Annotated in this window: 16 protein-coding genes and 1 pseudogene; 7 read left to right on the forward strand and 10 right to left on the reverse strand. The window is 74.1% G+C overall.

Annotation, left to right across the window (positions count from 1 at the left end):
* Positions 1–8: 8 nt before the first annotated feature.
* The gene (locus ABZ340_RS10755) at positions 9–875 is read left to right on the forward strand and encodes an acyl-CoA thioesterase II (protein WP_358781399.1); all 867 of its coding nucleotides are present in this window, start codon (positions 9–11) and stop codon (positions 873–875) included.
* Positions 876–891: 16 nt separating this feature from the next.
* On the opposite strand, the gene ABZ340_RS10760 is transcribed toward ABZ340_RS10755, so the two are convergent.
* The 7 genes from ABZ340_RS10760 to ABZ340_RS10790 form a co-directional block, all read right to left on the reverse strand.
* A complete protein-coding gene (locus tag ABZ340_RS10760) occupies positions 892–1,899 on the reverse strand; it encodes a DUF6397 family protein (protein WP_358781400.1) in 1,008 nt (335 codons plus the stop codon).
* A gap of 130 nt (positions 1,900–2,029) precedes the next feature.
* Entirely contained in the window at positions 2,030–2,443 is a 414-nt protein-coding gene (locus ABZ340_RS10765; RefSeq protein ID WP_358781401.1) for a roadblock/LC7 domain-containing protein, read from the reverse strand.
* Positions 2,444–2,592: 149 nt separating this feature from the next.
* A complete protein-coding gene (locus ABZ340_RS10770; protein ID WP_358781402.1) occupies positions 2,593–3,198 on the reverse strand; it encodes an ATP/GTP-binding protein in 606 nt (201 codons plus the stop codon).
* Between the two features lie 132 nt (positions 3,199–3,330).
* Positions 3,331–3,741 carry a DUF742 domain-containing protein gene (locus ABZ340_RS10775; RefSeq protein WP_358781433.1) on the reverse strand — a complete coding sequence of 137 codons (411 nt, stop codon included), beginning with the start codon at positions 3,739–3,741 and terminating at the stop codon, positions 3,331–3,333.
* Between the two features lie 58 nt (positions 3,742–3,799).
* Entirely contained in the window at positions 3,800–4,237 is a 438-nt protein-coding gene (locus ABZ340_RS10780; protein ID WP_358781403.1) for a roadblock/LC7 domain-containing protein, read from the reverse strand.
* Complete coding sequence (locus ABZ340_RS10785; RefSeq protein WP_358781404.1) at positions 4,234–6,831, reverse strand: nitrate- and nitrite sensing domain-containing protein; 2,598 nt, start codon at positions 6,829–6,831, stop codon at positions 4,234–4,236. The genes ABZ340_RS10780 and ABZ340_RS10785 overlap by 4 nt, the downstream gene beginning before the upstream one ends.
* A 62-nt stretch (positions 6,832–6,893) precedes the next feature.
* Positions 6,894–7,682: an MHYT domain-containing protein gene (locus ABZ340_RS10790; protein ID WP_358781405.1), complete on the reverse strand. Its 789-nt coding sequence runs from the start codon at positions 7,680–7,682 to the stop codon at positions 6,894–6,896.
* 163 nt (positions 7,683–7,845) lie between these two features.
* Between ABZ340_RS10790 and ABZ340_RS10795 the strand changes: the two genes are divergently transcribed.
* A complete protein-coding gene (locus tag ABZ340_RS10795; RefSeq protein ID WP_358781406.1) occupies positions 7,846–8,445 on the forward strand; it encodes a methyltransferase domain-containing protein in 600 nt (199 codons plus the stop codon).
* A 9-nt stretch (positions 8,446–8,454) separates the two neighbouring features.
* Here ABZ340_RS10795 and ABZ340_RS10800 read toward each other — a convergent pair whose 3' ends face one another.
* On the reverse strand, positions 8,455–9,351 hold the full coding sequence (locus ABZ340_RS10800; protein ID WP_358781407.1) for an oxygenase MpaB family protein: 897 nt from the start codon (positions 9,349–9,351) through the stop codon (positions 8,455–8,457).
* Positions 9,352–9,456: 105 nt separating this feature from the next.
* On the opposite strand from ABZ340_RS10800, the gene ABZ340_RS10805 reads away from it, so the two are divergent.
* The 3 genes and pseudogenes from ABZ340_RS10805 to ABZ340_RS10815 all read left to right on the forward strand — a co-directional run bounded on the left by ABZ340_RS10805 (position 9,457) and on the right by ABZ340_RS10815 (position 11,974).
* A complete protein-coding gene (locus ABZ340_RS10805) occupies positions 9,457–9,753 on the forward strand; it encodes a hypothetical protein (RefSeq protein ID WP_358781434.1) in 297 nt (98 codons plus the stop codon).
* Between the two features lie 58 nt (positions 9,754–9,811).
* Positions 9,812–10,068: pseudogene (locus ABZ340_RS10810) on the forward strand (hypothetical protein); the annotation flags it as partial.
* A 514-nt stretch (positions 10,069–10,582) separates the two neighbouring features.
* Positions 10,583–11,974, forward strand: coding sequence for a tannase/feruloyl esterase family alpha/beta hydrolase (locus ABZ340_RS10815; protein ID WP_358781408.1), 1,392 nt, complete (start codon positions 10,583–10,585; stop codon positions 11,972–11,974).
* 32 nt (positions 11,975–12,006) lie between these two features.
* On the opposite strand, the gene ABZ340_RS10820 is transcribed toward ABZ340_RS10815, so the two are convergent.
* Positions 12,007–12,189, reverse strand: coding sequence for a hypothetical protein (locus ABZ340_RS10820; protein WP_358781409.1), 183 nt, complete (start codon positions 12,187–12,189; stop codon positions 12,007–12,009).
* A gap of 309 nt (positions 12,190–12,498) precedes the next feature.
* Here ABZ340_RS10820 and ABZ340_RS10825 point away from each other — a divergent pair, with 309 nt between their 5' ends.
* Together ABZ340_RS10825 and ABZ340_RS10830 are read left to right on the forward strand one after the other, a co-directional pair.
* On the forward strand, positions 12,499–15,324 hold the full coding sequence (locus ABZ340_RS10825; protein ID WP_358781435.1) for a DEAD/DEAH box helicase: 2,826 nt from the start codon (positions 12,499–12,501) through the stop codon (positions 15,322–15,324).
* The gene (locus tag ABZ340_RS10830; RefSeq protein ID WP_358781410.1) at positions 15,321–16,589 is read left to right on the forward strand and encodes an SWF or SNF family helicase; all 1,269 of its coding nucleotides are present in this window, start codon (positions 15,321–15,323) and stop codon (positions 16,587–16,589) included. Before ABZ340_RS10825 ends, ABZ340_RS10830 begins: the two co-directional genes overlap by 4 nt.
* Positions 16,590–17,261: 672 nt before the next feature.
* On the opposite strand, the gene xylA is transcribed toward ABZ340_RS10830, so the two are convergent.
* A complete protein-coding gene (gene xylA, locus ABZ340_RS10835; protein ID WP_358781411.1) occupies positions 17,262–18,428 on the reverse strand; it encodes a xylose isomerase in 1,167 nt (388 codons plus the stop codon).
* Positions 18,429–18,532 lie beyond the last annotated feature (104 nt).

The raw sequence follows: 18,532 nt of genomic DNA on the forward strand, positions 1-18,532 counted from the left end.
ACCCACCCATGACGAATCCGGCCGAACGGCTCGTCGACCTGCTCGACCTGGAGCAGATCGAGGTCAACATCTTCCGCGGCCGCAGCCCGCAGGAGTCCCTGCAGCGGGTCTTCGGCGGCCAGGTCGCCGGCCAGGCGCTGGTCGCCGCCGGCCGGACCACGGACGGCGACCGCCCGGTGCACTCGCTGCACGCGTACTTCCTGCGCCCGGGGCGGCCGGGCGTGCCGATCGTGTACCAGGTCGAACGGGTCCGCGACGGCCGGTCGTTCACGACCCGCCGGGTCACCGCCGTGCAGCAGGGCCGCACGATCTTCAATCTCACCGCCTCCTTCCACAAGCCTGAACCGGGAGGTTTCGAGCACCAGCTGCCGCCGGCCCGTGAGGTTCCGCCCCCGGAGTCGCTGCCGACGGTCGCCGACGAGATCCGGGAGCATCTGGGCGCGCTGCCCGAGCAGTTGGAGCGGATGGCCCGGCGCCAGCCCTTCGACATCCGCTATGCCGACCGGCTGCGCTGGAGCCCCGAGGAGATCAAGGGCGCCGAGCCGCGCAGCGCCGTGTGGATGCGCGCGGTCGGGCCGCTCGGTGACGACCCGCTCGTGCACACCTGCGCCCTGACCTACGCCAGCGACATGACGCTCCTGGACGCCGTGCGCATCCCGGTGGAACCCCTGTGGGGGCCGCGGGGCTTCGACATGGCGTCGCTGGACCACGCCATGTGGTTCCACCGCCCGTTCCGCGCGGACGAGTGGTTCCTGTACGACCAGGAGTCGCCGATCGCGACGGGCGGGCGGGGCCTGGCGCGCGGCCGGATCTACGACGTGCAGGGGCGTCTGCTCGTGTCCGTGGTCCAGGAAGGGCTGTTCCGGGCCCTGTAGCGCTCCTGCCGGGTGCTCACGAGCTTCTGGGGCGGAACCAGCTCAGCAGACCGCGGGTCCGGCCGGGGGCGGGGCGCCCGGGTGGCCGTTGCCGTGGTGCCGGGTGGGATGCCGTCGGTCGCGGAGCCGGTCCCGGGCGGTCCGGCCGGTGTCCCGGACGGCATGGCGCCGGTTTCGGCGCCGGCCGGAGGGCCGGCCACTGCTCGCGTGCGGCGGCCAGTTCGCGGGCCAGTTCCGTCGCGAGCCACTCGATCTCCTCGGGGTCGTCCGCCGTCAGGATCCCTTCGGTGATCTGCGCGGCCGGTGAGCCCGGCGATCCGTGCCCCGAAGGGGCCGGGCGGAACCGGTTCAGCCGGGACCGCTCGTACGGGTCCCGTACGAGCTGCGAGATCCGGACCGGGTCGAGCAGTGACGCCACGGCCGCGGCACGCGTCCAGGGATCGTGGGCCTGGCGCAGCAGGAAGCCCAGGTGCCGGCCCCGCCAGGTGCGGGGACGCAGGTCCAGGCCCGCCTCCAGCCGGCTCCGCTGCGCTTCGGGCAGGCGGCCCTTCAGCAACGGGGCGTTCCTCTCGTCGGCCGCGAACTGCCTCAGCTCACCGGCCAGGTAGAGCCAGACCACCGCCCGATAGCGATTGAGGTAGAACTTCACCGGCACCAGAACGCCCAGGCGGGCGAGGCGGGTGAAGCGGGCTTTCGCCACCCCCATCAGGGCTGCGCCCTGCGCGGTGCCCACGACGCTGACGCTCTCCCGCAGGGAGTGCGGAAAACCGTCCTCGCCGCGGAGCCGCTCGATCTCGGGACACGGGACACGTCGGCCGCCGCCCGCCCCGTCGGGGAGGGTGCGGACCCGTCCGAGCCGGACGGCGATCTCCAGCTCGCTCCGTTTCAGGCCGAGTTCTCGCGCCGCGCGGCTCAGCGTGACCGAAGTCGCCCGCGTGCTCGGGGCGTGCCGCGTATCGGCGGCCCGTTCCGCAACAGCCAGAGCCTGGGCCTGGGCCTGGTGCGTGATGGTGGTGCCGGGCATGGTCGTCTTCTCCCCCGTGGAGTGTGCGCGCCGGCGCGGTGTGCGCCCGCCTGAACACACACCGTAGCCGCTGGGCGGCCACTTCCGGCGAGCCTGTGGATAACTCCGCGGGGCAGGACGAACATGCAGGTCAGAGCTCTCCGAAAGGTGTCCGGTCGGGGTGGCGGGCGTCCACGTCCAAGTGCTCGCCGACGCGGTTCACGAGCAGCGTCATCTCGTAGGCGATCTGCCCGATGTCGGCCTCCGCCCCGCTGAGCACGCACAGACAGCTGCCGTTGCCGGCCGCGGTGACGAACAGCACCGCGTCGTCGAACTCCACCATCGTCTGGCGCACCCGGCCCGCGCCGAAGTGCCGGCCCGAGCCCTTCGCCAGGCTGTGCAGCCCGGAGGACACGGCGGCGAGATGCTCGGCGTCCTCGCGCCGCAACCCCGTACTCGCTCCCGTCACCAGTCCGTCGTTGGACAGGACGAGTGCGTGCCGCACATGTTCCACGCGCTCCGTCAGGTCGTCCAGCAGCCAGCCAAGTCCCCGGCTCTGCGCCATGATCCGGTCTCCCCGTGTTCTCCCCGTACGATGTCTCCCCCTGACGGGGGTCTGCCCGCCACCCTTCCCCACGGCCGCGCTGTGGGCAAGGAGAACGGGGATGCGGAAGGGCGTGGCGGGCCGGAGCCGGCCGCCCGTCCGTTCTCCGGTCAGCCCACCGAGTCGAGCAGCCGGGCGGTGTGCATCCGCCCGGCGTACTCGACGAGCCGGATCAGCACGTCCTTCCCCGAGTCGCGGTCCCGGGCGTCGCACAGCACCACGGGCGTTCCCCCGTCGAGGTCGAGTGCGCGGGAGACGTCCTGGGCGCCGTGCCGACGGGCGCCCGCGAAGCAGTTGACGGCCACGACGAACGGGATCCGGCGGTGCTCGAAATAGTCCACGGCCGGGAAGCACTCCTCCAGCCGGCGGGTGTCGGCGAGGACGACCGCGCCGAGTGCCCCTTGGGCCAGTTCGTCCCACAGGAACCAGAAACGGTCCTGGCCCGGTGTTCCGAAGAGGTAGAGAGACAGGCCGGAGCGGATGGTGATGCGCCCGAAGTCCATGGCGACGGTCGTGGTGACCTTGTGGTCCAGGCCGTCGGTGTCGTCCACCGACCGGCCCGCCTCGCTGAGCAGTTCCTCCGTGCGCAGCGGCCTGATCTCGCTGACCGCGCCCACCAGGGTCGTCTTCCCCACGCCGAATCCTCCGGCGACCAGGATCTTCAGTGCCAGCTCGGCCGTCTCGCCGTCTGTGGTGTCGGAACGCTCGGTGACCATGGATCACTTCTCTCGGGTGGGCCGGGTAAGGGAGGCGAAGGAAAAGAGGGGGAAGAAGGGAAGGGAACGTGCCGCGGTCCGTGGGGCGCATGTGCGGTGCTGGTGGATGGGACGTCGGCAGGGGAGCTGCGTCTACAGGGCCCGCAGGCCATCGATCACCTCGCGCAGAATCCGTTCGTCGGGCAGCCGCGCGGGCGGTACGGGCCGGCTGATCGTGACGTGGCCGCGTTCCAGCAGATCGCCGAGGAGGACGCGGACCACGCCGACGGGCAGGTCCGCGCCGGCGGCGAGTCCGGCGACCGACCGGCTCCCGGTGCGGCACAGGCCGAGGAGGGTCCGGTGCTCCGGTCCGAGCGTGGTGCCGTCGGCCTCGGGGGCGCCCGGGACCGGTGCCACGAGGGCGATCAGGTCGAACCGCACCTCGGCGGGACCGGGTCTGGTACGCCCGCCCGTCATGGCGTAGGGGCGGACGAGAGGTCCGGCCTCGTGGTCGTACCACTGGCTGTCCAGGCGGCGCGGGCCGCTCGCGGTGTCCTCCGTCATCGGCACGGACCGCTGCTCTGCGCGCTCATCCGTCATCGGCACGGACCGCTCTGCGCGCTCATCCGGCGGCGGGCGGACGCGCGGCGACGCGGGGCGGTGTGCGCAGGTGCTCACCGACGCGCTTGACGAGGCACGCCATCTCGTAGGCCACCAGACCGATGTCGGCGGTCACGGCAGTCAGGACGGCGAGGCAGGAACCGTCGCCCGCGGCGACCACGAACAGAAAGCCGTCGTCCAGCTCCACCATGGTCTGCCGCACACCGCCGACGCCGAAGTGCCGGCCCGCTCCCTTGGCCAGGCTGTGGAATCCGGAGGCGACCGCCGCCAGGTGCTCGGCGTCCTCGCGGCCCAGGCGGGTAGACGCTCCCACGGCGAGGCCGTCGCCGGACAGCACGACGGCGTGCCGTACGTCGCGCACGCGCGTGACCAGGCCGTCCAGCAGCCAGTCGGGGACGCCGGACCGCCAGGTGGTCTTCATGGCCGGGTCCTGGGTCATGCCGGGTCTCCTTCGCTGCTGTCGCTGCCCGCCGTGGGTCCGGGACGGGTTCCGCGGCCGGGGCGCCTGCCGCCACCGCGCGCCCATCCGTCGCGGTAGGCCGTCATGCGGTCCCGGACGAGTTCGGGGGTGCGCTCGTCCGCGCCGCGGGGCGGAGCCGCCGGTGCGGGTTCGGCGGGATGTCCGTCGCGCAGCTGAGGGGCGAGGCCGGCCTGTCGTACTCGGCGGGGCAGGTCGTCGGGGGCACCGGGGTCGTCCTGGGAGGGGTACGGGCGCACGGTGGCGGTTCCCCGGGGCGGGAGCAGGATCGGGGGCGGGGTGGGTGCCGCGACCGGTGCAGGGGCGGCTGGGGCGTTGTGGACCGCCGGTGCAGGGGCGGCTGGGGCGTTGTGGACCGCCGGTGCGGGGGTGGCCGGCAGATGTCGGCCGGTCGTTGCCGGGGCGGTTGCCCGGTGGGGTGCGGTGGCGGGCGCGCGCGTGTGTGTGCGTGCTCCGGAGTGCCGCTCCGGTTCCGGCGCGGGGAGGGGGTGGTCCGCCGTAGCGCTGTGCAGCAGGGCGGTGGGCAGCAGGACGACGGCGGTGGTACCGCCGTAGGGCGAGGTCCGCAGGTACACCTTGATGCCGTGCCGGGCCGCGAGTCTGCTGACCACGAAGAGCCCGAGCCGGTCGCTGCCGAACAGGTCGAGTGCCTCGGACCGGGTGATGCGGTGGTTGGCCTCGGCGAGGGTCTCCTTGCCCATGCCGAGGCCGCGGTCCTCGACCTCGATCGCGTAGCCGTTGCCGACGGGCTCGCCGGTGACGCGCACGCGCGTGTGGGGCGGCGAGAACTGGGCCGCGTTCTCGATGAGTTCGGCCAGCAGATGGGTGAGGTCGGCGACGGCCGCGCCGACGACGGAGGTCCCGGGGAGGTTCCGTACCTCCACGCGCGCGTAGTCCTCGATCTCGGAGACCGCCGCGCGGACCACGTCCGTCAGGGCGACCGGCATCCGCCAGGCCCGGCCGGGTGCCGCCCCGGAGAGGATGATCAGGCTCTCGGCGTGGCACCGCATACGGGTGGTGAGGTGGTCCAGCCGGAAGAGGTCGCCCAGTTCGTTCGGGTCGTCGGAGCGGCGCTCCATGCTGTCGAGCAGGCTGAGCTGGCGGTGGACGAGGATCTGGCTGCGGCGGGCCAGGTTGACGAACACCCCGGAGATGCCGTCGGCGAGTTCGGCCCGTTCCACGGCGGCCCGCAGCGCGGCCCGGTGGACGGTTCCGAGGGCCTCGGCGACCTGCCCGGCCTCGTCGTCGGCGGGCGGCCCGGACGGGGCCTCGGCCCGGATGTCGACGTCTTCGCCCGCGCGCAGTTTCCGCATGGCCTCGGGGAGTTCGCGCCGGGCGATGTCCAGGGCGCTGTCGCGCAGACCCACCAGTTCCACCACGAGGCCGCGGCCGATGCGCACGGAGATGACGAGCGACGCGGCGACGGCGGCGAGACCGGCGAGGACCGCGGCACCGGCCGGAGTGAGCAGACCGCGGGTGACCGGGTCCGCCCGGTCGGCGGCCGATCGCCCGGCGTCCCGCTCGATCGTCCGCATCCCGTCCTGCACGCGCGCGTGCGCCCGGTCCCAGGCCGCCCGGGAAGCCGCCGCGCCGACGGGCCGGGGGCCCGCGCCTGCCATCAGAAGCCCGTCCTCGGTGGCGCCCACGGTCGCGTAGGCGCCGCTCGCGGCCAGTTGCCGCCAGGCGTCGCGCCCGGAGCCGCGCAGGTCGACGACGGCGGACTCCACGAGGGCGCGCCGGGTGGCGACGGCACCGGTGAACAGCCGCAGCCGCTCGCCGCCGAGGCCGCCTCCGGGACGGACGGTGGCGAGTACCGCGCCCTCCTGGGCCAGTGCCTCTCCCGCGCGGGAGAATTCGAGCAGCACGCGCGCGTCGGCCGCGAGATCCGCGTCCTGGACGCCGCTCAGCGCGCCGCCCGCGGAAAACGCGGCCGAGATGGTCCTCGTGTACTGCCGGTACGTCTCCTCCCAGTCCGCGCGGCGATCGAGCACGGCGGTACGGAGCGAGGGCAGTTGTCCGGTGGCGGAGACGAACGCCTGGAGCCGCCGGGCCACTTCGGCGGGCAGTTCCCCGCCGTGGGCGACGGTGTGACGGTCGCCGATCCGGAGTTTCCCCACGGCCTTGTCGGTGCGGTCCGCCATGTCCTCGTAGTCGCCGTCGGGTGCGGCGGACGGGTCGGTGGCGTGACGGACGGCGGCCAGGCGCTCGGCCTGCAGCGCGGCGACGGCGACGGCCAGGGGCTCGCGGATCTCGGTGTCCACGCGCTGTGCCTGCCGCAGCCGCGCGATGTCCTGGGCTGTGGTGACGGTGGCGTACGCCCACAGGGCGAGCAGGGAGACGACGGGCACCATCAGCAGGCAGACGATCCTGGCGCGTACGGTACGGGCCCGCGTACGGCGGCGCCACGCGCGCGCGGGAGCGCGGTCCGGTGCGGGTCCCGAGGGCTTTGCCGGGCTTTCGTCGGCCGGTGGGCCCGCGTGCGCGCGGCGGCCGCGGACGGGCTGCGGGGGCGGAGTCCGGGCACCGTCTGTCGGGGTGGTACGGGGGATTCGCATGGCCTCCTCGCCAGGATGGTCGCAAGCGTGCCGTCCGGGGTGCGGCACTCCGATGGCCGCCGTCACGGCGTGGGGCTCCCGATCGGCCACCGGTCCGGGGCGGGCGCCTTCCGCTCCTCCGCCGCCCGCTCCTCCGCCGCCGGCGACAGCGCGACGAAGGCCGAGGTCAGGAACAGGTAGGACCCGAGGCCGACGGCGAGAGGGAAGACGAACTGCATCGCCGTGGCCCCGGGGAGCATCTCGCCGGACGGCTCGGCCTCCACGCTCACCGCGAACATGCCGGTGTAGTGCATGCTGCTCACCGCGGCACCCATGATCAGGGAGGCGAGGGTGACCGCGGCCGGCGCCTTGATGGTGAGCGCGGCCCACAGGGCCGCCGTGGCCGCGGCGACGGCGATCAGGACGGACAGCGCGACGAGCGCCGGGTCGTAGTGCACGTCGCCGTGCAGGCGCATCGCCGCCATGCCCAGGTAGTGCATGCTCGCGACGCCGAGCCCGGTGGTGAGCCCGCCGAGCAGCAGCGCCCGGCCGCGGTCGCGGCCGTAGCCGACGGCGAAGACGCCGGCGCACACGACGGCCATGGCGACGAGCAGGCTCAGCAGGGTGAGCGGCACGTCGTAGCGGATGTCGGTGCCGCCGACGCCGAAGCCGAGCATGGCGACGAAGTGCATCGTCCAGATGCCGGTGCCGATCGCCGAGGCCGCGGTGACGAGCCAGTTGCGGCGTGAGCGCCCGGTGGCGGCCAGGGCGCGGACGGTGCAGCGCAGCCCGAGGGCGGCGCCGGTGCAGGCCATCGCGTACGACAGCACGGGGGTCAGCCAGCCGAGGGCGGCGTGGTCCAGGTGTCCCATGGCCCTGGGACGCTAGACCGGTCGGGGGCGCAGGCAGGGAGCGCATTTCGAAAGGTGACGCAACCTGTCGCAGAGATGCAGCGGAACGATCGCGTCACGCTCGAACGTGTGCACTGCACCTTCACCCGTGCCGGTGAGGCGCCGGTGCGGGATCATGCGGAGCATGAGCGACGATCACACACACGTCCAGGAGTTCTTCACCGCCCGCGCCGCCGACTGGGACAGCCGGTTCCCCGACGACGGTCCCGCCTACGCGGCCGCGGTGGCCGAACTCGGCCTGCGCCCGGGTGACCGCGTCCTCGACGCGGGCTGCGGCACGGGACGGGCCCTGACACCGCTGCGGGCGGCCGTGGGACCGTCGGGAGTGGTCGTCGGGGCCGATCTGACCCCGGCCATGCTGCAGGCCGCCGTACGGGCCGGGCGGGACCGTGACGGGCGGCTGCTGCTGACCGACGTCGCCGCGCTGCCGCTGCGCTCGCGCTCACTCGACGCCGTGTTCGCGGCCGGCCTCATCGCGCATCTGCCCCACCCGGCGAAGAACCTCCGGGAGTTGGCGCGCGCGGTGCGCCCCGGCGGTGTACTGGCCCTGTTCCATCCGATCGGCAGGGCCGCCCTCGCGGCCCGCCAAGGCCGCAGGGTCACACCGGACGACCTGCGCGCGGAGCCCCGGCTGCGGCCCCTGCTGGCCGGTTCGGGGTGGCGCATGACGTCGTACGTCGACGAGGACGCACGGTTCCTGGCGCTGGCCGTCCGCGAGGAGTGAGCCCCCGGCTCACTCGGCGGCCGGCTCTCCGAGGTGACGCACAGGGCAACCCCGGACGCCCGGAACCGGACGCGTGCCCAGGTCTTCCAGCCGATAGCCGTTCGGATAGCCCTTGATCTCCCGGTTCTGCCGGGCGTAGTGCGGGGTGCGCCGCGGCGGCATCAGGCGCACGGCGCGCCCCCGCAGCCGTACCGCGCGACGCACCCACGCGCGCGTCGCGGGGCTCGGCGGGGTGTAGCGGAAGGCCCGCAGGAGAGGGTCGTCGAGCAGGGCGAGCGTGGCGGTGCGCAGCACGGGGGCGAGCGGGCGCGGGTACCAGGAGGCCATCAGGTCGAGGGTGGCGTCGGAGACGCGGCGCGCGTCCTCGTCCCAGCCGAAGTGGGCCTCCTCGTAGGCGTCGAGGCAGGATTCGAACTCCTCGTAGGTCCCGGGGATGTCCTTGATGCCCATGTGCCGCCCCAGCGTGCGGTAGTGGACGGCGCACGCGACGGTCTCGTGGCGGGACAGCCTGCGCCATCCGTAGGCGTCGATCCACCGCTTGGGCGTCACGACGAACGTGCACAGGACGTAGCGCATGTCGTCGTTGGTGATGTCGTAGCTGCGGTGCATCTGGTTGATGCGGCGGATCGCCGTGCGCCCCTCCTCGCTGGCGAAGCCGTGCTCGACGACGGCGTCGAGGAGCAGCGAGGTGTCGTCGTACCGCTTCTGGGTGCGGTCGGTGAGCTCCGCCGTCTCGGCGAGCAGCCGGCCGATGCCGGGGACGGCGTACGTGCGGTACAGGGCCAGTTCCAGGGCGCGGGTGACGTCCCACGGAAACTCGTAGGCCGACATGAGGCGGTAGATCTCCGAAGCGTCCCTGTATGGATCCATCCGCCGGATCTGTTCCAGCCGTTCGAAGCGCTTCACCGCACCCCGCCCCTTCTGTCGACCGGCTTCCAACTCTACGTTGAGGAGCGGCGGGTGGACGATCGGCCGGGACGGCAGCAACCGCACAGGGGGATGGTGGTCGGCTTGTTCGGCAGGGTGCGCAAGGCCTGCGGCAGATTCCTCGACGCTTGGCGCGTGGAGCCGAGGACGGCCCCGGAGGCACGTACACACAATCTTTTCGAGGCCGCCGCGGCGTATGTGTCGGCGTGCGCGGAGGACGACCGGGAACGGATCGACGAGGCGGCGGGATGGGTGTCGCCGGAGGCGCTGTCGTTCGGGGTGAACGAGCTGGCGTGCCGGGCTGTCGTCGCGCTCGCGCGGGAGCGCGACGAGTCTCCGCGGACAGTGGCCCGCTCGCTGCTCGGACTCCCGGAAGCCTGACACCGTCCGTTGCCGCGGACGACCGTTTCGCCGCGTCCGGCCGGGTGTGCTCGGAAAGCCGCCGCTCGGCCGGGTGCGGTCGTCGTTCGCGCCGGGCGGCGCGCGGACCCTGCGGGCCGATGGACCCGGCTGCGGCCCCTGCGGGCCGGTGGAGCCGGCCGGTCGCTCGTGGACCGGACCGACGACATCGCGTTCGTCCTGCTCGACGAGGAGTCCGGCGAGGTCCTGCCGGTGCTCCGGGGCCCGGTGCTCCGGGGCCCGGTGCTGCCGGGCCTTCTGAAGGCGCTCGACAAGCCGGTGGTGCGCCCCGGTTGAGCCGCCCCCGCCGGAGGCTCTGGCCCCGTGTCGCGTCGCGCCTGCCGTCCGCACCCGGCCGGGGCGGCACGCCCGGGGAGACGAGCGAGCAGGGGGGTGACGCCGGGTTCCGGCACGTCGAGGGCCGGCGGGGAGCGGAAAGGGACTGAGGGGGCAGAAGGGCTGCTGTCCGGAGCCGGAGTCCGGCGCGAGGACGGCACGGGCAGGGACGCGGTGACTACCCGGCACCGATGACCGGCTGACCGGCGAAGACTCCGCGGGCCGCCGGGATGCGGGAGGGGCGGTACGTCCGCCCTGCACGGGCACCGTCCGGCCCCGCCACCCGTCTTCGGCCCCCATTCCCCGCTGTCGTTCCGTGTGTTCCCCACCCATGGATGACGGGGCAGCGGGCCCACATCATGAGGCGACCCACGGCTCAGCTCCTCCGCTGTCCCTGCCCCTGCCCCTGCCCCCTGTCCCGCCCCTTGCCGCCGTGCCCGTCCCGTCGCCGTTGGAGACCCTGATGGAGGCCCTGATGCATCGCACCCGCGGTGTTCCCTTCGTGCTCGCCGTTCTCACCGCGGCCACGCTCACCGGTCCGGCTCCGGCCGCCGTCGCGGCGGCCGGGGGTGAGCACTGCGCGCGCCAGGATCGCGTGCACGTTCCGGGTGCCGCACTGCAGCGCAGCGCCTGTCTGCCCGACCTGACGACGACCGGGCTCGCGGGCACGCCGTACACCGACCCGGCCGACCAGGCCGGACTGACCGCACGCGCCACCCGGACGCCGTCCGGGGTGCCCGGAATCCAGGTCGACGGCTACTTCCCCGACACCTCCCGCTTCAACACCACGCACGGCTGGCGGCACGACGCACAGTTCGTGATCCGGCTGCCGGACCGCTGGAACGGCGGTCTGGTGGTGACCGGCGCGCCGGGCACGCGCAAGCAGTACGCCACGGACAAGGCGATCTCCGACCGGGTCCTCGCGCAGGGATACGCGTACGCGGCGACCGACAAGGGCAACAACGGCGCCGACTTCCACCGGGACGGGCAGCGCCCTGGTGACGCGGTCGCCGAGTGGAACGCACGGACCACCGAGCTCACCCGGGCGGCCCGGCGGGTGGTGGCCCAGCGCTACGGGCAGGCGCCGCGCCGCACCTACGTCACCGGTATCTCCAACGGCGGCTATCTCACCCGCTGGCAGCTGGAGAACCACCCGGAGCTGTACGACGGCGGCGTGGACTGGGAGGGTGCGCTGTGGACGGCGCGGGGCCCGAATCTGCTGACGTCGCTGCCCGTGACGGTGGCCCGGACGCTCGGCGCAGCGGGGGACGAGGATCTCTACGCGGCGGGCTTCGCCCGTGGCTCCGAGTTCCTGTGGCCGTACCACGAGAAGACCTACTGGGGACTGACACAGAAGATCTACCGCGCCGAGTTCGACCCGGCGTACGACCCCGGCTGTCCCGGACCATCCGCCGGGAGCACGCCGGAACAGGTCCTGGCGCCCTGCCCAGCCGACGCGGCGTACGACTACGCGTCGCGCCCCGCGTCCGTCCACCGCGCCGTGGCCCGGGTGGCGCTGACCGGGCGCATCGGCAAGCCGTTGATCACACTGCACGGCGACCTGGACGCCCTGCTGCCCAAGGCCGTCGACTCCGACGTGTACGCGCGCATGATCGACGAGAGCGGGCGGGGCGGGCTGCACCGCTTCTACACGATCCGGGGAGGCACCCACGTCGACGGGCTGTACGACACGCACCCGGACCGGCTGCGGCCGATCCTGCCGTGCTACCGCTCGGCGTTCGACGCGCTGGCCGAGTGGGTGGAGCGGGGCACCCCGCCGCCCGCCGACCGCACGGTCGGCGGACCCGCAGGCGGCGACGTGGTCGACACGTGCAGCCTGAGCGATACGGCCGCGGCGTCGCGTTAGCGGCTCAGCAGCAGCGACTCGACGGCAGCGGCTCAGCGGCCGAGCTCCTTGCGGGTGACGCGGCGCAGCCTGCGCCGCTGGGAGGGGTCCAGCGCGAGGTACGCGGCGGCCGGGACTCCCAGGACCATCAGGAGCACGGCCCACCAGGGCAGCCAGATCGACAGGATGATCCCGGCCGCCACACCCCCCGCGGCGATCTTGGCGTTCTTCGACATGGCGTCGCCTCCTTCGCGGCTCTTGCCGCTCTGTTCTGAAGAACGGGACCGCGCTTCCCGCGGTTCCGGGCCGCGACCCTGAGACATCCCTGAGGCGGCGCCCCTGAGTACCCCGGGAAACCGACGGCACCTCGCGCCGGAGCGAGCCGCCCGGGGCCCCTCTCCTGCATGGTGACCCAAGCCACACCCCGGCCGCACCCGGGGCGCCCCGGAATCCTGTACCCTCGGCGACCCGACCCCACTAGTCAAATTTGAGGACCGGTCATCGCCGCGCAGACGACTTCCCTGACACCACTCCCCGAGACACCCCTGCCGACCCCCTCGGAGATCTCCGAACTCGCCCGCTGCCGCGTCGTATTCCTACCCGGCGATCCCGCCCGCACCGGCACGGTCGCCTTCTGGCCGCCCGACGGCGCAGACCTCCCGGCCGTGCCGTCGGGGACCCCGGCCGGCCTGACGGTGGTGGTACCCGGCGCCGACGGCGTGGAGCCGGCGCGCGTCCGCGCGCTCCTGCTGCCGGTACGTGCCGCCCTTCCCGTTCTCACACGCGCGCGTGCCTGCGGGCACGGGCACCGCGCGGCCGTGTTCTGGGGCACGGCCGCCGTGCACGCCCTGCATCTCGTGGCGCGCGGGCTGCTGCTGCCCGGCCTGTCCCCGGACGGCCACGACGCCTGGCGCGCGGGCCCGCTGGGCGCGGAGGAGATCGAACGGGTCCGCCATCTCGCCGCCGCGATGCCGCCCGAGGCGCACGCCGTGCCGCTGGACGATGCCCCGCCCCTGCGACTGCCCGGCCCGGAAGGGCTGGTACGCGCCTTCCTGGACGCCGTCGCCGACACGCTGCCCCGCTCCCCCGCCGCGCCGCTCGCGGCGGGCTCCGGCGCCTACGCGGCGCCGGAGCCGCTGCGCCTGCCTCACCTGCGGGCCTGGGCGGACGACGTCGCCGCGGGCCACGACGCGGGCGTACGGCTGTCGCTGCGGATCGAGGTGCCCGGGCTGGCGGCCGGCACCGCGCAGGACACTGCGCTCACGTTCCGCGCCGTGCCGCAGGTGCACAGCGTGAGTGATCCCGCCCTCGTCGCGGACGCCGCCGAGGTGTGGACCGGCGCCACCGGTGACGCCTTCGGCCCGCACGCGCGGATGGCCGCCCTGCGCGCACTGGGCCGCGCGGCGCGGGCCTGGCCCCCGCTCGGCCCCCTGTTGTCGGCCGCCGTGCCGGACGCCGTCGAACTCGCCGACGAGGAGGTCGCCGACCTGCTGGGAGCGGGGGCCCGCGCCCTGGCCGGTGCCGGGGTCGACGTCCACTGGCCCCGGGAGGCGGTCCGTGGCCTGACCACCCGCGCGGAGGTCGGGCCGGCCGGTGACGGCCCCGGCGCGGGGCCGTCGTTCCTGTCCGCGGACGCACTGGTGGCCTTCCACTGGCGGTTCGCGCTGGGCGACCGGCGGCTCACCCGCGAGGAACTGGACCGTCTCGCGGAGTCCCACCGTCCTCTCGTACGGCTGCGGGACCGGTGGGTCCTCGTCGATCCCGAGGAGGCACGCCGCGCCCGCGCGCGGCAGGACCGCAAGGTGACGGCCGTCGACGCCCTCGCCGCCGCGCTGACCGGCTCCGCCGAGATCGACGGCGGCCGGGTCGAGGTGTGCCCCACCGGGTGGCTCGCGGCCCTGCGGGACCGGCTCGCCGAGCCGGAGGCGCAGGAGCCCGTCGAGCCGCCCGCCGCCCTCGCCGCGACGCTGCGGGACTATCAGCGGCGGGGCCTCGACTGGCTGGTCCGCATGACCTCGTCCGGCCTCGGCTGCTGCCTCGCCGACGACATGGGCCTCGGCAAGACGGTGACGCTGATCGCCCTGCATCTGCACCGGCAGACCGACGCGTCCGCCGCCGGACCCACCCTGGTGGTCTGCCCGACGTCCCTGATGGGCAACTGGCAGCGGGAGATCGAGAAGTTCGCGCCGGGCACGCGCGTGCGCCGCTTTCACGGCACACAGCGCGACCTGGAGGACCTGGCCGACGGCGAGTTCGTCCTCACGACCTACGGCACGATGCGGCTGGACGCGCGGCGGCTCGCCGAGGTGCGCTGGGGTCTGGTCGTGGCGGACGAGGCGCAGCACGTGAAGAACCCCTACTCGGCGACGGCCCGGCAGTTGCGCACCATAGGCGCCCGCGCGCGCGTGGCGCTCACCGGCACCCCGGTGGAGAACGACCTGTCGGAGCTGTGGGCCGTCCTGGACTGGACGACGCCGGGCCTGCTGGGCCGGCTCGGCACCTTCCGCAGCCGGTACGCGCGGGCCGTCGAGGGCGGCCAGGACCCGGCCGCCGCACAACGGCTGGCCCGGCTGGTGCGGCCGTTCCTGCTGCGCCGCCGCAAGTCCGATCCCGGGATCGCCCCGGAGCTGCCGCCGAAGACCGAGACCGATCACGCCGTGTCGCTCACCACGGAGCAGACGGCCCTGTACGAGGCGGTGGTGCGCGAGGCGCTCGCGGAGATCGCCGGTGCCGACAGCATGGCGCGGCGTGGGCTGATCGTGAAGCTGCTGACCGGGCTGAAGCAGATCTGCAACCACCCGGCGCAGTTCCTCAAGGAGGACCGCCCGGTGATCGCCGGCCGGTCGGGGAAGCTCGAACTCCTCGACGAACTGCTGGACACGATCGTCCCCGAGGGCTCGGGCGTCCTGGTGTTCACGCAGTACGTCCGGATGGCGCGTCTCCTCGAACGGCACCTGGCGTCCCGGGGCACGGCGTCGCTGTTCCTGCACGGCGGGACGTCCGTCACCGAGCGGGAGACCCTGGTCCGGCGCTTCCAGGACGGCGAGGTGCCCGTGTTCCTGCTGTCGCTGAAGGCCGCCGGCACCGGGCTGAACCTGACCCGCGCGGAGCACGTCGTGCACTACGACCGCTGGTGGAACCCGGCCGTCGAGGCGCAGGCCACCGACCGCGCCCACCGCATCGGCCAGACCCGTCCCGTGCAGGTGCACCGGCTGGTCGCGGAAGGAACCGTGGAGGATCGTATCGCCGCTCTGCTGCACCGCAAGCGGGAGCTGGCCGACGCGGTGCTCGGCTCGGGCGAGGCGGCGCTCACGGAGCTGACGGACGCCGAACTGGCCGACCTGGTGGAGCTGCGCGGAGGTATGCGATGACCCGGTACGACGGTGATACGGAGCGCACGTTCGCGGCGCTTCCGCCCGCACGGGGGCGGGGCTTCGCACAGACCTGGTGGGGCCGTGCCTGGCTCCGGGCCCTGGAGGACACGGCGCTGGACGCCAGGCAGGTCAAGACAGGCCGCGGGCTCGCGCGCGCGGGGGTGGTCGGCGCGGTCTCCGTACGGCCGGGACGCATCACGGCCGTGGTGCGGGACCGGGACGGCACGGCGCACCGGGCCGATGTCCTGCTGGAGGAGCTGTCCGGCGCGCAGTGGGACCGCTTCGTCGGTATGGCGGTCGAGCGGGCCGGGCATGTCGCGGCGCTGCTGGAGCGCGAGATGCCGCCGCACCTCGTCGAGGATGCGGCGGCGGCCGGCATCGAGCTGCTGCCGGGCATGGGCGATCTGGAACCGGAGTGCGGCTGCGGCGCCTGGGACCACTGCGGGCACACGGTGGCGCTCTGCCACCAGGTGGCGCGGTTGCTGGACCAGGATCCCTTCGTCCTGCTGCTGATGCGGGGACGCGGCGAACAGGCCCTTCTGGAGGCCCTCCAGGGCCACAGCCGCACGGCCGGCCGGGAGGAGTCCGCCCGTCCCGGGGGCGTGGACGCCGCCGGGGCCTATGCGACGGGGGCGTTGCTGCCGCCGCTGCCCGCCCTGCCCGAGCTGCCGAAGGCGCCGGGCGTGCCGCCGTCCCTGGACGCCGGGATCGCGCCCCCGCCCGGGGTCGATCCGGGCGCGCTCGCCCTGCTGGCCTCCCGGGCGGCGGCACAGGCGCACCGCCTGCTCGCCGGGGCGCTGCGGCCCGGGCACGAGGAGGAGGCGGTGGAGGCGGAACCGACGGTCGCCGTGGACGCGGTACGGCTGGCCGCGTCCGGTCCGGAGCCGGCCGTGGCGGCTCGCCTCGCCGACGGGTCGGGGCGCGACCGGGAAGCCATGTCCGCGGCGGTACGGGCGTGGCGGCACGGTGGCGCCGCCGCGCTGTCCGTGCTGGAGGAGGAGTGGGCCGTGGAAGGAGAAGCGCTCGCACGCGCGCGTGCCACCCTGGAATCGGCGTGGGACGAGGACGAGCGGCCGCCGCTGCGGGCGCGGGCCAACCGGTGGACGGTCGCCGGTGCTTCGCACCAGCTCCGCCTGGGCCGCGACGGCCGCTGGTGGCCCTACCGCAAGGAAGGCGACCGTTGGGTGCCCGCGGGAAGCGCGGCCCAGGATCCCGCGTCGGCCCTGGCCGCGGCGCGGCTCGCCCCGGGGGACGAGCCGTGAAGAGGGCATGCCCCGTGAACGGCCGCAAGCCGGAGCCGGATCCAGAGCCGGAGCGGTGCCGGCCGACGGCCGGTCCGGTCCCGTGTTCGGCAGACCGTTCCAACGCCCTGCCGTGCACCGGTGTTCGGCCGACGCGCGGACCAGGGAGGGCGAGGCGCCGACTGTGCGCACGCCCGTCGACGACCGCATGACGACCGCACGCCAGTCGACGACCGTACGACGACCGCATGGCCGCGCGGCGGTCCGGCGGTCCGGCGGCCGGAGCGCGAGGGCCCGGGCCACGACGCAGCCCCCGTCGCGCATGCGGTGGGGCGACGGCCCGGCCCGACTCGGACAGCGCCTCGGTTCCGCTCCGCTCCCGGAGCGGAACCGAGGCGGCCGATGGGAACGAAGAAACCGGAGAGACCGGAGCAGCCGGAGCAGCCGGGGCGGTGTTCCGGCGACGACCGGAGCGGCCGGTTTCCGGGCCGACCGCCCGGTCGTCCTGGCCTGCGGCCGACCGACCACGTCATGTCCGGCCTCCGCGCCCGCTTCTCCCCGGGGACCGGAGAGCGAAGGCCGTGGGCATCGCGCCCGTGGACCACTGGACGCTTGACCCGGCCGGCGCTACGGCCTCGGGGCGACCGCCGGCGCCGGAGGGGCCGGCGCACGGCTCCCGCGGCTCCTGCGGATTCAGCCCCGGGCCCCCAGCAGGTGGTCCATCGCGAGCTGGTCGAGGCGCTCGAAGGCCATGCCGCGGGCGGCGGCGGCGTCGGCGTCGAACTCCTCGTAGGCGGTGCGGTCGGCGAGCAGGCCCTGGATCCCGTCGGCGGCGGTGGGCTGCGCCAGCTCGTCCAGACGCGCGGCCCGCAGCGCCTCCTGCACCTCGGGGTCGGCCCGGAACGCCGCCGCGCGCTCCTTCAGGATCAGGTAGTTGCGCATGCAGCCGGCCGCGGAGGCCCACACACCGTCGACGTCCTCGGTCCGCGGCGGCTTGAAGTCGAAGTGGCGCGGACCCTCGTACCCGCCGGTCTCCAGGAGGTCCACGAGCCAGAACGCGGACCGCAGGTCACCGGCGCCGAAGCGCAGGTCCTGGTCGTACTTGATGCCGGACTGGCCGTTGAGGTCGATGTGGAACAGCTTGCCCGCCCACAGCGCCTGCGCGATGCCGTGCGGGAAGTTGAGCCCGGCCATCTGCTCGTGGCCGACCTCCGGGTTGACCCCGTACAGCTCCGGCCGCTCCAGCCGCTCGATGAACGCCAGCGCGTGTCCGATGGTGGGCAGCAGGATGTCACCGCGCGGCTCGTTCGGCTTCGGCTCGATGGCGAACCGCAGGTCGTAGCCCTGGGAGGTGACGTACTCGCCGAGGAGGTCGAACGCCTCCTTCATCCGGTCCAGCGCCGCGCGGACGTCCTTGGCGGCACCGGATTCGGCGCCCTCACGGCCGCCCCAGGCCACGTACACCTTCGCGCCCAGCTCGACCGCCAGGTCGATGTTGCGGATCGTCTTGCGCAGCGCGTAGCGGCGCACGTCGCGGTCGTTGGCGGTGAAGCCGCCGTCCTTGAACACCGGGTGGGTGAACAGGTTGGTGGTGGCCATCGGCACCTTCATGCCGGTGGCGTCCAGCGCCTGCCGGAACCGCTTGACGATCGCCTCCCGCTCCGTGTCCGAGGAGCCGAACGGGATCAGGTCGTCGTCGTGGAAGGTGACGCCATAGGCGCCGAGCTCGGCCAGACGCTGCACCGTCTCGACCGGGTCCAGGGCCTGCCGGGTGGCGTCGCCGAAGGGGTCCCGTCCCTGCCAGCCGACGGTCCACAGACCGAAGGTGAACTTGTCCTCGGGAGTGGGCTGGTAGTTCATGCCGCGGCTCCTTGCTCGCTCTACGACCATTTCGTCATGGCCGTTTACAAATTAGTATGCCGATGCACTCATGGGAAGGGACACGGTGTCCCCGAAGGAGTGAT

The organism is Streptomyces sp. NPDC006134, from assembly GCF_040628835.1.
In the GTDB taxonomy this organism is placed as follows: domain Bacteria; phylum Actinomycetota; class Actinomycetes; order Streptomycetales; family Streptomycetaceae; genus Streptomyces.